The organism is Pseudomonas sp. UBA6753 (genome assembly GCF_002453565.1).
GTDB lineage: Bacteria > Pseudomonadota > Gammaproteobacteria > Pseudomonadales > Pseudomonadaceae > Aquipseudomonas > Aquipseudomonas putida_Z.
The window spans coordinates 128,778-141,653 of record NZ_DKHD01000011.1; the positions used below are offsets into that span (position 1 = coordinate 128,778).

Annotated in this window: 12 protein-coding genes; 5 read left to right on the plus strand and 7 right to left on the minus strand. The window is 55.7% G+C overall.

The window, feature by feature from the left end:
* The first annotated feature begins 147 nt into the window (after positions 1–147).
* Positions 148–2,145, plus strand: a complete 1,998-nt coding sequence (locus tag B2790_RS05660) for a heavy metal translocating P-type ATPase (RefSeq protein WP_010951452.1) — start codon at positions 148–150, stop codon at positions 2,143–2,145.
* A 92-nt stretch (positions 2,146–2,237) separates the two neighbouring features.
* Here the strand turns inward: B2790_RS05660 and B2790_RS05665 are convergent, their stop codons facing one another.
* The 4 genes from B2790_RS05665 to B2790_RS05680 form a co-directional block, all read right to left on the minus strand.
* Positions 2,238–2,462, minus strand: coding sequence for a hypothetical protein (locus B2790_RS05665; protein WP_010951451.1), 225 nt, complete (start codon positions 2,460–2,462; stop codon positions 2,238–2,240).
* 127 nt (positions 2,463–2,589) lie between these two features.
* Positions 2,590–3,615 (minus strand): hypothetical protein, encoded by a 1,026-nt coding sequence (locus tag B2790_RS05670; protein ID WP_011953109.1) that lies wholly within the window; start codon positions 3,613–3,615, stop codon positions 2,590–2,592.
* 298 nt (positions 3,616–3,913) lie between these two features.
* Entirely contained in the window at positions 3,914–5,221 is a 1,308-nt protein-coding gene (locus B2790_RS05675) for an OprO/OprP family phosphate-selective porin (protein ID WP_009395904.1), read from the minus strand.
* Positions 5,222–5,431: 210 nt separating this feature from the next.
* Positions 5,432–6,400: a LysR family transcriptional regulator gene (locus tag B2790_RS05680; protein WP_011953108.1), complete on the minus strand. Its 969-nt coding sequence runs from the start codon at positions 6,398–6,400 to the stop codon at positions 5,432–5,434.
* A 257-nt stretch (positions 6,401–6,657) separates the two neighbouring features.
* Here B2790_RS05680 and B2790_RS05685 point away from each other — a divergent pair, with 257 nt between their 5' ends.
* Genes B2790_RS05685 through B2790_RS05695 form a run of 3 tightly spaced genes read left to right on the plus strand, consistent with a single transcriptional unit; the run spans position 6,658 to position 9,474 of the window.
* Positions 6,658–7,077, plus strand: coding sequence for a GtrA family protein (locus B2790_RS05685; RefSeq protein WP_010951446.1), 420 nt, complete (start codon positions 6,658–6,660; stop codon positions 7,075–7,077).
* Complete coding sequence (locus B2790_RS05690) at positions 7,043–8,026, plus strand: glycosyltransferase family 2 protein (protein ID WP_010951445.1); 984 nt, start codon at positions 7,043–7,045, stop codon at positions 8,024–8,026. The genes B2790_RS05685 and B2790_RS05690 overlap by 35 nt, the downstream gene beginning before the upstream one ends.
* On the plus strand, positions 8,020–9,474 hold the full coding sequence (locus B2790_RS05695) for a phospholipid carrier-dependent glycosyltransferase (RefSeq protein WP_010951444.1): 1,455 nt from the start codon (positions 8,020–8,022) through the stop codon (positions 9,472–9,474). The genes B2790_RS05690 and B2790_RS05695 overlap by 7 nt, the downstream gene beginning before the upstream one ends.
* 82 nt (positions 9,475–9,556) lie before the next feature.
* Here B2790_RS05695 and B2790_RS05700 read toward each other — a convergent pair whose 3' ends face one another.
* Positions 9,557–9,778, minus strand: a complete 222-nt coding sequence (locus tag B2790_RS05700) for a hypothetical protein (RefSeq protein WP_010951443.1) — start codon at positions 9,776–9,778, stop codon at positions 9,557–9,559.
* Between the two features lie 266 nt (positions 9,779–10,044).
* Between B2790_RS05700 and B2790_RS05705 the strand changes: the two genes are divergently transcribed.
* Entirely contained in the window at positions 10,045–10,632 is a 588-nt protein-coding gene (locus B2790_RS05705) for a hypothetical protein (RefSeq protein WP_010951442.1), read from the plus strand.
* A 57-nt stretch (positions 10,633–10,689) separates the two neighbouring features.
* On the opposite strand, the gene B2790_RS05710 is transcribed toward B2790_RS05705, so the two are convergent.
* Complete coding sequence (locus B2790_RS05710) at positions 10,690–12,108, minus strand: heavy metal sensor histidine kinase (protein WP_011953107.1); 1,419 nt, start codon at positions 12,106–12,108, stop codon at positions 10,690–10,692.
* A complete protein-coding gene (locus B2790_RS05715) occupies positions 12,105–12,779 on the minus strand; it encodes a heavy metal response regulator transcription factor (protein WP_015268421.1) in 675 nt (224 codons plus the stop codon). The genes B2790_RS05710 and B2790_RS05715 overlap by 4 nt, the downstream gene beginning before the upstream one ends.
* Between the last annotated feature and the right edge of the window lie 97 nt (positions 12,780–12,876).

A 12,876-nucleotide genomic window follows, 5' to 3' on the forward strand; every position in this document is an offset into this window, starting at 1 on the left:
ATTTTTTATTACGCCCGATACCCCATAGCTTCGAAATGTTAACGCCTGGGCTCGGGCAAACCGTGCAATAGATCTTAGCCAACCAACAGAGACGGCTCCCCAACTGCAGAGGGCAATTGGAAGCCTTGACCCCAGAAGGGACGAGTTATGAAGAGTTTGCTTGAACGCCCTGATGACCAAGCCGGGCATGAAGGTCATAGCCATGAGCATGGCGGCATTTTTGGAATGAACACAGAGCTGATTTTCGCGCTGATCTGTGGTGCTCTCCTGGGTGCCGGAGCTCTCGCAGGAAAACTTGGCCTGATTGATCGTCTGCCTCTGATTCTGTACGTGTCGGCCTACGTGTTCGGTGGATGGTTCACCACTAAGGAAGCGGTTACCAACATCCGTCAGAAACGCTTCGAGATCGACTCGCTGATGCTTCTCGCCGCAGTCGGTGCCGCGAGCATCGGCGCCTGGGCGGAGGGGGCTCTGCTGCTGTTCCTGTTCAGTCTGGGGCATTCCCTTGAAAGCTACGCGATGGGGCGGGCCAAGAAAGCGATTGAGGCACTGTCCAAGCTCGCACCAGCCACCGCGATCGTACGCAGAGCAAATGGCACGGTGGAGATGCCCGTGGAGCTGCTGGTTCCCGGTGACGTTGTCATCGTGCGCCCCAATGACCGCCTGCCGGCCGATGGTTTTGTAGTCGTAGGCTCCTCAAGTATCAACCAGGCGCCAGTAACCGGTGAGAGCGTCCCCGTGGACAAGCAACCTGTTCCTGATGCCGAACTCGCACGCAGCAAGCCAGATGCAGTGGATGCAGCCTCGAAAGTCTTCGCCGGTACCATCAATGGCGAAACGCTCATCGAGGTTGAGGTAACACGGCGCTCTACGGAGAGTACCTTGGCGCGGGTCATCAAGATGGTCAGTGAAGCCGAAGTCAGGAAGTCACCGACCCAGCGATTCACGGACCGCTTCCAACGCATATTCGTCCCGTTGGTTTTACTGCTGGTAGTCGGGCTGCTATTTGCCGGCATTTTCCTTGACGAGCCGTTCCGTGACTCGTTCTACCGGGCGATGGCCGTACTGGTTGCAGCCAGCCCCTGCGCGCTCGCGATCGCTACACCAAGCGCCATTCTCTCTGGCATCGCCAGGGCAGCCCGAGGTGGCGTGCTGATCAAGGGCGGTGCGCCACTTGAAGAGCTTGGATCATTGAATGCCATGGCATTCGACAAGACCGGTACCCTGACCGAAGGGCGCCCACGTATCACCGATGTAATACCCATAGGCGGCACGCAGATCGAGGATCTGCTAAACGTCGCCATCGCTGTGGAGTCGATGAGCGACCATCCGCTGGCTGCGGCAATTGTGCGTGACGGTGAAGAGATGATTGGCACACGGCGCCGATTCCAAGCCAAGAACATGAGCAACATGATTGGCCGCGGCGTGCGTGCTGAGCTTGATGGGCAGTTCGTCTGGATTGGCAAGGTCGAGATGTTCGGTACCAATGGTATTCCCGCACTCAGCAAGGCAGCCCTGGAGGCTGCGGAGCGTCTACGTCAGTCAGGCCGTACCACCATGGTGGTACGGCGTGCTGACAAGGATCTGGGCGCTATCGGGCTATTGGACACACCCCGGGAGGGGGCCAAAGAGGCACTCCAGAAGCTTAGAGAGATGGGCATCGAACGCATGGTCATGATTTCTGGAGACCACAACCGCGTTGCAGAGGCTGTAGCCAAACAAGTTGGCTTAGATGAAGCGTGGGGAGACCTGATGCCGGAAGACAAGGTCAAGGCCATCAAAAACCTGCGCCTTAGCGCCAAGGTGGCCATGGTGGGTGACGGCGTCAATGATGCCCCTGCCATGGCCAGTTCGAGCGTTGGTATCGCAATGGGGGCTGCTGGATCTGATGTTGCCCTGGAAACGGCTGATATCGCGCTTATGGCTGACGACATCAGGCAACTCCCATTTGCGGTGGGGCTGAGCCGTCACACGCGATCGATCATCCACCAGAATCTGTTCGTCAGCTTGGGGATTGTGGCCATCCTGGTTCCGTCCACCATCATGGGCTTGAGCATTGGTGCCGCTGTTGCGATCCATGAGGGCTCCACACTGTTGGTCGTCTTCAACGCCTTGCGCCTGTTGGCCTACCGCAGAAGCACCTGATCCCTGAGCTTCAATCATGAAGCTAAGCAGGGAAATGACCTGAAGTAGAAGTACGGGTCGTGCGCGATCAGCGCACGACCCGTACTTTTCTCTCACTCGTCGATCCCGATGCGCTTGAGGCTTTCAAGGGCCTTTCCGCACTCAGGTGAGCCATGCCGTAAGCCGCAGGCCAATGCAGCTTTGAGGCTCATGACACCGGCTACGAAACCGACTTGATTGCCGACTCCGTGTCCGTCCGCAAATCCCTGATCATACGCAATCTCGACAAGCGCATTGATCGCCGCCAGGGTGTCCTGTTTGTTTTTACTCTTTTGCATATCTACTCCGCGAGCATTCAGCTCATATCGCTCGGTTAGGTGGCGGCGCCTTCAGGTTTGGGGTGAGCGAATCCCGCTCCCATAGCCAATCCCTAACGGGGGGCTCAGCCCGCCACCGTAAGGAAAATCAGCTATTGAGAGCAGATGACTCGTTTTGGTCACCCGTGCTGCTCGCCTCACCGCATTGGCACTGAGTGGGTACATCCGGGTAGTCGCTGTGATTCTCAATGAACAGCGTTCGGCAGGTTTCGCACCCATAGATCCGGGGCAGGGATTTAAGGCCGCTCGGAAGCACGTCACTCAGAGGCTCGTTATGCCAAGGAGCCCCGTCAAGGATTCTTGAACGCAGGATGTTTCCCAGGCGCCAGGTGTCACTTTGTGCGCGCCAGGACCACATCGGCGCAGAAAGCGAATACTGGATGAAGGTCTCTTGTGACTGCCTGGATAGCGGGTACTTGGGGCGGGTCCAGCCGGAATCGATGATGCTGAACCCCATGCCCATTTCTGCGCTCGGGTGGGTCTTTTCACCAAAGAAACGGTCATGCGTCGCTGGAGCCGTCGCATGATGGTCAGTCGGTGGGAATACCCACAGATAACACTCATCCCGGTTGACCATGCTGATGAGCTCGCTTGGCCCCCGCATGGGGGAATTTGCAGCCAGGGCGAAGCGATCCTTCCACGACATTTTGGGAGGCGGCGCAATACCAGCAGCGATGGCCAACGTGGCAGTCTTGGGGACGAAGCGATCGCCTAGCTCGTTCAGATCCAGGTTCTTGCAGAGAGCCTTGAAGGCCTTTTTGCGAGTCTTCGAGCTGAAGGAGGGGTCAAGGAGCAGGCGAACCTGGTTCACGCCGATTCCCGCAGTTCGTAGCACCTCAATGACTTCTTCAGCCACACCGACTGCTTGAAGATCGGTCAATCCTAAGCACGTTTTCGCCCGCTCGACCGCCGCGTAGAGGTTGTACTGCCGTGTCTCGTTGTCACGACAGACCTGAATTGGCAGCTTGTCTTGGATGGCAACTTGCGGTGCAACGGAGCCGATGGCCGCGTGGAACAGCTGGTGGAGGTGCAGATGAGAGTACGGGCGGCCAGAAGCCGAGAACGAGGCGTGCAGCTGAGCAGCGAGAGGTTGAAGCAGCTTTTTTGCAGACATGACTATCCCCTAATGAGCGACGTTGGGGTAGCTGCGCTTGTAGGGCCGTTAGACGCGAAGCTGGACGTCGAATCAGGTTCAATCATGAATAGGAGTCAGGTTTGATTTGCTTGCACGGCCACCATGCAAAGCCCGACGCGGCAATCACATCAGATTCGCCGAGCTTTGGCAAGAGCGGTCATCGGTAAGCGAAAGCAGGTAGGAGGAGGGCGCTCCATGCTTGATCACCTCCAGAAACAGGAAAGCCGGAAGCACGTTGAGCGCTTCCGGCTTTCTCACGTCAGACTGATGAGAGGGATCAGAAGACGTATTGCAGGCGGGTCACGATGGCATTGCCGCTGTCGTCGCCCACGGTGTTCTCGTTGTTGTCGGTGCGCACGTTGATGTAGTTGGCACTGACTTTCACCGCCTCGTTGACGTACCAGTTCACACCCACCGTGTGGCTCTTGGCCTTGCGCTCGTTCGATTGGTCCGCCGCGGTGACCAGGTTGCCGTCTTCGACCTTGATATCGTCAAAGCGGTAGAAGACTTCCCAGGCCCCCAGTTCCTTGTTCTCTGGTTTGATAGTGTCGAACTTGGCACCATCGAGCTTGTAGATACGCGGCTCGCCGGTCAGGGTGTAAGCCATCTGGGCGTAGTAACCGGAGGCCTTCATGTCGTTGTTGGCCTGGTCAGCTTTCAGCTTGCGGCGAAGGTATTCCGCTTGAACCGAGAACGGGCCGGTGGCCCAGGCACCTTCGAGACCCCAGACCGAGTCGTCCTTCCACAGGCCATCTTGTGCAGCAGCACCGCCAAACAGCATGCGGTTGCCGTTGGTGCCGGCATCGCCGCCGCCATTGGTATCTACACCGCGGACGCCCAGACGCGAACGAATCCGGGTATCGACCGCACTGTTTTTGAGGTCGCGGTAAGCGTACTGAGCACCGACGTGCAGGACGTTGCCATCACTGTGCAGCGGTGCGAACACGCCACGTACGTTGTAGCGCTTGGTGCTGTCGCCATCCGAGTTGTTATTGGTTTCGCTGAAAACGCTACCGGAAACATAAGCCATGTCAGCGATGGTGCTGGTGGCTTGAACACCCATGCCGGCGTTGTCGTTGATCCAGTCCGCCAGGTCGTACGAGAGGTTCCGCTCCATGGCGGTGGTCCACTTCGAACTGGTGGCTTTCTCAAGACCGAAGTCGGTGTAGAAACGGCCAAAGCGCAGTTGCACCGGCTTGAAACCCGTGTAGGTCAGGCTGGCTTCGTCGAAGTAGCCGTCGGAGTCGTTGCCCGTGTTGCGGGAAAGGTCGTAGTTGAGCTGATACTTCCAGTCGCGGTACAGCACGCCACCGAGCTCAAGGTAGGCGCGACGGAAGTAGCCTGCGTCAGCGGTATCGCCATTCTTGGTGAAGACACCATCGAAACGGCCGTAGTCGGCCTGAACTCGGCCGCCCAGTTTGAAACTGAATTCCTTGTCAGAAGTCGATACTTCAAGACCGCCCTTGGTCTTCAGAACGATGTCAGCTCCGTCAGTGGTTACTGTTCCGGAGAATGCTTGCGAGGAAAATGTGCCTATTATTGCGGCAGCCAACAGCTTTTCCCGCATGTTCGAAGAACGGATCATTGCTTGCCTCTCGTATGTTAAGTGCTTAGCTACCGACGTTATATTTCGCCCTGCGCCGGCCTAAATTTATCTTGCAGATGGGAGCAGGCCACGGTTGTCACCCGCTGTAACAAGATGCCTTTGTTCTAAGCACTCTGACTAGGTTGCAAGCGAATATGACAGTTGTGTTTCTGTAGTGTTAACGGAGGAGTTTGAAACCTAACAAAACTGTTACCGAACAAGCCAGTCCTTCTTATCAAAGAAGCTCTTCTTGATCAATCTTCGAATTTCCAAAACCTGCGGATTGCGGACAAGCTTCGTTTTGATAACAAGATAGACATCTTTCTCCTCCAGGTCGTCCAGGAAACCCGGCACGGGTAGGATATTTCTCTCCAGTTTTCGGCTGTAGTCGGGCAGCACTCCAATACACGCACCGCCAACGACAAGGCCTCGTGATAGGTTGTAGCTCTTGACCCGAGTGGTACCGCCCTGATGCTCAGCCATTATCGATGCCCACTTTCGTGAGCCCGCCAAGATCTCTTCATCCCAAGGGACAACGAGCATGAAGTTGTGCAAATCCAAGCTCTCCACTGGAAGGGTGACGCTTCTTGAATAGCGGCTGGAAATGAACAGGGCGTGCCCAATCCGGCCAAGCCTTTCAAACCTATACGTAGGATGGCGATCAAGCGCGCCTTTATCATCTGGGCTCACCAAAGCGATACCCACATCGACTTCACACTCAGAAAGCATCTGCGTTGTGCATTCTGAATGGATTTCCAGCTGCATTTCGGCATGATCACGCACGTAGGCGACTAGATCGCGGTTTACGATGTCGTTCAGCACTGGCTCTGTGATCGCGATGGTAAGCCTGGGGACTTCCTTTTCACCGGACTTGCCAAGGCCGTCTGGGCCGAAGAGCTGGCACAGGTAATGGCTGACCCTCTCGCCTGTGCGGGTCAGGGCAAGCTTGTTGTGTTTGTAGACAAACACGGGAGCACCAATGTGCTCTTCCAGTTTCTCCAAGCGTTTCCGCAGGCCTACCACTGGCACATTGAGCCCTCGGGCAGCCTGTTTGAAACTGGCACAACGTGCTGTTGCGAAAAACTCTACGGCCAGCTGATCATCAATTGGCAAATCATCCAATATGTCAGGGCTGTAAGGAACAACGCTGCTTGTATATGTTTCATTTTGTGTAACCATTAGGTCCCCCTTAATTCGGGGAATCTATCTCAATGCCACCCGGTGTTTCCTTATCTTGTCAACATTGTAATCCACGGGTCATGCATGCGTTATCGGAAGGCTTTTATTTCGAAAGCGTAATTTTCAGGCAATCCCTCTGATATTGTAGCGTGCTAGCCTAGTGCGCCGACTTGTTACTTACCATATATAGATTCGGCTAATTACGCATTTACATTTAGTTCACTATTTTTTCACCTTTGCCTCCATAGGCTTTGGGCATGGAAAATCAAACCCCACCTCTTACTACCTTACTGATTCGTTATCTGGGGATCGGCTTCATAGCAACGGGAGTCCATTATGCGGTGTTCCTATTGCTGGTTACGACAGAATTCGTTACTCCGTTACTGGCCAGTATCTGTGGCGGCATGGTTGGCGCAATCGCGAGCTTCATTGGAAATAGGGCGCTCTGTTTTGTGGCAGATGGCTCTCGTAAGTTTCAGCCTGTCAGGTTTGCACTGGTCGCGTTAACCACAAACTTCGGCAATGGCGTGGGTATGTGGTTCCTCATCAAGTCGAATCTGTCACCGCTCATCTCCCAAGTCGTAGTGACCTTAAGCCTCACTGCACTTGGATTCATTGCACATCGTTTTTGGACATTCAATCATGCAGACATTACATCGCTTTCCCGAGCGCCCTGATCCCTTGTTAACCATCGTGGTCCCTTGCTTCCAGGAAGAGGAAACCATCCCCGAGTTCCACCAGCGAATCACCCGCGTGGTGAAGCGCTTACCCGTCTCCTGCGAAATCCTCTATGTCGACGACGGCAGTAATGACCGGACGGCCGACATTCTTCGCCACTATCAGGATGGGTCATCTGTACGTTGCCTGTCCCTGAGTCGCAACTTCGGCAAAGAGGCTGCACTGAGCGCCGGGATAGACCATGCCCGTGGCAGTGCGCTGATCTTCATTGATGTCGACCTGCAGGATCCACCAGAGCTCATCGCGGCCATGGTGGACTACTGGCAACGCGGCTACGACGTGGTGAACATGCAGCGCAACCTGAGAATCGGTGATTCGTGGTTCAAGCGCATGAGTGCCCGGGCTTACTACTGGGTCATGCAGCGCCTGGTGGAGAAGGTGGACATGCCGGCCGATGTCAGCGATTTCCGATTGATTGGGCCTGCGCCGCTGGCAGCCCTGCGGGCCCTGGATGAACGCTCCAGGATTCTCAAAGGCATGATCGGCTGGGTAGGCTTTCGTACCATCGAACTGCCCTACAATCGCACTGTTCGCCATGCCGGGAGCACCAAATGGAATGCAGCTGGCCTGTTCAATCTGGCCATCGAGAGCATCGTCAGCTTCTCTCGCAAACCACTGCGCATTTTCAGCCTCATCAGTTTCGGTCTTTTCGTCTCCAGCATCTGCTACATGCTTGCGTCGCTTGTGGCAGGCAGTTTCGACATCCATCACCTGATCGTCGGAATGGCTTCATTCATGTGCGTCGGTGTCGCCATGGTGGGGGAGTACCTGGGCGTGACACTCGCGGAAGTGAAGCGCCGGCCTCTCTATTTCCTGAAGCACAGCAACAAGGCAGATCCCGTGTCACTCCACCCTTCGATGGCTTCGATCGAGGGTAAGAAATGCTGAACCTGAAGAACGAGAGGACGCTGTGGTGGGTCCTGGGTTCGATTTTGCTATTGCGTTTGGTGGGGCTGGGCATCTACCCGCTGATGGACACATCTGAGGCCCGTTACGCTGAAATGGCTCGCAAGATGGTCGAGTTGAATGACTGGATCACGCCCATGTTCGACTACGGGGTACCGTTCTGGGGCAAGCCTCCGTTGTCCTTCTGGACCCAGGCCGCGAGCATGACGGTCTTCGGCGTTAACGAGTTCGCTGCGCGCTTCCCAGCGTGGCTACTCCACCTGGCAAGCTGTTTCATCATCATCAAACTCGGCACGCAGCAGATTTCTCGTAACGCCGGCATCTGGGCTGCCATTATTTTTTCCAGCACCACACTTGGCCTGGTCTCCAGCGGTGTTGTGCTGACTGACCCTGTTTTGTCGTTCTCGATTCTGCTGGCCAGCTACGGTTTCTGGCGTTGGATGAAGTGCGCCAGCAAGGCGGATGCCTACCTGATGTTCGCAGGTCTCGGGCTGGGCTTGCTTGCCAAAGGGCCGCTGACCCTGGTGCTTATGGGGGCGCCGGCATTCGCCTGGTTCGTTATCTACAAGGAATGGGGACGGGTACTGAGGCTTCCCTGGATTAGCGGCCTTGTACTCATGTTCGGTATATCCGTGCCATGGTATGTCGCGGCCGAGATGAAAACGCCCGGCTTCATGGAGTACTTCTTCGTTGGTGAGCACTGGAGCCGCTACGTCGTCAGTAACTGGGCAGGGGACCTCTATGGTAGTGCTCATGCCAAGCCGTACGGCAGCATCTGGATCCAGCTCGGATTGTCGCTACTGCCATGGGCCTTGTTTCTACCACTGTTGATCCGCAAGCGTGGATCGATGCAGCGCTTCAAAGCCTACCTCTGGCTGTGGGCCTTGGCGACACCGGTCTTCTTCACATTTGCAGGCAACATTCTGTGGACCTACCTGCTACCCGCGCTGCCAGCGTGGGCATTGCTGCTGTCTGCACGGGTCAGCGAAGTTGGCCCGAAGACCACCTGGGCTGCCGCTGCGAGCGCATTGGTGTTGCCAATCATCGGTGCGGGCATCATCTACGCCGGGGTACTAGAGGAGCGCCCTCAGAATCAGCGGGATGTGGTTCAAGCCTGGCTCAATGTGCAGTCTGCTCATTCCGCTCCCCTGATCTATCCTGGCCGCCGCTCATACTCGTCGGAGTTTTACAGCAGCGGGAAGTCCGAGAACATCAAGGATCCTGCCAAGTGGCCGCGGGATGGCTCGTTCTATCTGTCCAGGCGCTTGCGAGACAGCAAGGATGGTCTGCCCGCTGATCTAGCTTGCACATCGATCACCGAAGCGAACGCCAGCCAGCTCCTGCTGTGCCATTGGAAACGCCCCGCACAAGGTGCCGAGGGTCTGGCCGGAGAAAGCAATGCGGAAACGCCTCGCAAGAACGAAGGCTAAATTCCAAGCACAAAAAAGCCAGGTTTTACCCTGGCTTTTTTGTCGATTTCTTTCGTCATTTGAAGTCCTATTTAACCGCCGATTAATTGTCGGCTTGTTCCTTACCATCCTTGCTTTCTTTCTTTTGCTCTTGAGCGACTTGTTGTTTGTTCTGGTCCGAAGAGTCATCGCTCCATAGGCGAGCCTGTTCGGTTCGGAAGTTCTCGTTGAACTGTTTCGTTCGCTCGAAGCCGCCTTCAGCGTAAGCGGTACCCATGAGACCCAGCAGCAGGCTGCCAATAGCGATAGATTTGACAAATTTCATTGTGAACCTCGGTTCATACTAGGCCAACCTGATTAGCGGCCTTTGTTGGTTTGTAGTTTAGGAACGCGAAGCTAACGACAAGGTGAGTCAATAATTACAATTCCGTAATTTTGGCTGCAGATAGGATGCGTTAAATCTTCAAATCTGGAAGGATCATGTCTATCTCGGCACTGTCGAGGGCGACTTCGAATTTTCTCTTAAATTACAATTTTGATATCTAGCGCGTTAATTCAGCGCGGCGTTGTTGGCCGCCCTAGGAGATAGCCATGAATGACATAGAGCCCTGGGCAGTTGCTATCGGTGACTTTCGCCGCTGCACTGAAAAACTCACTGTCCAGCTCGATGAGCTGACCTCGCAGACGCGCACCTCCAGCGCTGTTCTGGAGAGGTCGAACGAACTGGTGGAGCAGGTGGACGCTGTCGGCCGGCAGATTCAGGAGGAGGTGCGAAAGGCGGAGAAGGCTTGGTCGAACGCGGAGGAGGTTGCCTTGCGCGCCGCTGCATCAGCGTATTCAGCTGCATGCCGCGGAGTCGACACCGCCATCCAGCCACTGATCTCGGAGCTTACAGCAGCGACAAAGGCGGCGGACGCCTCTATCCAGGAGCTCAAGCGGGCACCGGTGCTGGCCAAGCGTTATGTGATGGTGGTCGCCACGGCGTTCTTCATTCTGGCGCTGATCTGTGTCTACTCGACCATGCGCCTGATCGATGCCGCCGGCAGCGTAAGTGCTCAAGAGAAAGTGAATGCTCAGTACTTCTCACACCTGTGGAAAAACGCCAATCCTGACGAACAGAAGATTATTAAGTCGGTGATTCTGCGGTCGCCCATGGACCCTGTGGTCCTTCGGCACTGATGCATTGAGGCAAACAAAAGGCCCGTCGATTGACGGGCCTAATCGTGTCTGCGCAATTTAAGCGGCGGTCATTGCCGGCTGCATTTGCTGGGCTTCCGGAAAGTGAAGGTGGAACCAGGTGAAGTTTTCTTCGGTCACCTCCACGCTCGCCGATCCCTGGTGCAGACTCATGATCGACTGCACAATGGCCAAGCCAAGACCGGTACCGCCTTCGCTCCGTGCTCGGCTCTTGTCCACACGGTAGAACCGCTCAAACAAGTGCGCGTGGTGTTCCTTGGCAATACCACGGCCGGGGTTGCCGACACTCAACGTCGTACCGCTCGCACTATGCTGCACCTTAACGTAGACCGTGCGGCCGCGAGGGCAGTAACGGATCGCGTTCGAGACCAGATTCGAGACGGCACGTTGAACCATCAGGCGATTCCCGCGCACCACGTCATCACTGCCGGAGATCTGCAGCTGAATCTCGCCTTCTTCTGCTGAAATGCTGAAGAGCTCGCACACTCGCTGAACCTCGTCGACCAAGGAGACGGATTCGAACTCCACCATTGATGCTGGATGACTGACCTGGGCCAAGAACAGCATGTCGGAAACCATGCGGCTCATGCGGTCCAGCTCTTCTGTGCACGACTCCAGAACCTCCCGGTACTCGGAAAGCGATCGTTCTCTGGTCAAGGCAACCTGGGCCTTGCCCATCAGGTTGGAAAGCGGTGCTCGAAGTTCGTGAGCAAGGTCGTCAGAAAACTGCGAGAGCTGCTGAACCCCATCATCCAGGCGAGCCAGCATGATGTTGATGCCGTCGGCGAGCATTTTGAGTTCTGCCGGCATCCCATCAGTTGGAAGGCGATGGTCGAGGCTCTCGGTTGAGATTTTCGAGGCGATCTTGAGGAACTTGGTCAGTGGTAGCAGGCCTCTGCGCACAGTCCACCAGCCAATGGCCAAGATCAGTGCGAGGATGACGGGGGACATCATCAAGGCCCAGGTCAGCAACGCATCGAGCAGCGCCTCACTGGATGACTGGTCCATGGTCATATAGACGCTGACCTCTGTTCCATCGCCCAAACGCATGATTCGAGAAGCACTCAGCAGAGGACGGTCCTGCGTATCACGCCATTCGTGCTCTTTGGGCTGGGCCGCCGGCTGAAACTTGTGCACCTCCAGATTGACCTGTTTCGAGCCAATCGAGAGCAGGGGAGTCTGATTCTGTGAGGTATCGAATATGCTCACATACAGGTTGTTGTGGCCCATGACCAAATCGACAAGCTGATGCGCATCCGCGTTGACGCCGGAGATGTCCGGGATGGTGGACAGGTTGTGAGCCATCCCCGCCATCTTTACTTCCAGGTCTGCTCTGGCATTTCTTTCCAGAGCCTTGCCTACCATCAGATAGCCAAAGGTGGCGAACAGAAGCAGCAACGCTGCGCTCATCAACCCAACTTTTAACCCCAGCTTTGCAGCCAGGCTGAATGGCCTCATGCGCGTTCCTCAAAAACGTACCCAACGCCACGAAGCGTGTGAATGAGCTTGGTTTCAAACGGCTCATCGATCTTCGAGCGCAAGCGCCGGATGGCTACATCGATGACATTGGTGTCGCAATCGAAATTCATATCCCAGACCAACGAGATGATCTGAGAGCGAGTCAGCGCTTCGCCCGTTCGGCTCATGAGCAGGTGCAGAAGCGCAAATTCCTTGGTGGTGAGATCGATGCGTGTGCCACCGCGGAAGACGCGATGGCGGACGGAGTCGAGTTCCAGATCGGCAATTTTCAGCGAGCTCTTCTCGACTAACTCATCACCACGGCGTTGCAGCGAACGGATGCGAGCAAGCAGCTCAGGGAATTCGAATGGCTTCACAAGGTAGTCATCCGCGCCGCCGTCCAAGCCCTTGAGCTTGTCATTGATGCGTCCGCGGGCGGTCAGCATGATGATGCGGACCCGGCTGGTCTTACGGATGGTTTCCAGCAGGTCCCAGCCGTCGATACCCGGGAGGTTCACGTCCAGGAGGACCAACGAATAGACATTAGTGTTGAACAAGTGCAGAGCATCTACACCGTTGTGCACGATATCTACGACATACCCGCTTTCGGATAGGCCCTGCTGAAGATATTCGGCAGTTTTAATTTCGTCTTCCACAACTAGAACGCGCATAACTTATCTCAAGGTGTGAGGAAGGAGTTGGCCTAATCCGCCAAGATTATGGTTGCAGGCTGTTCGAAAGTTTGGCTGAGGGTATGGCATGTGGTAG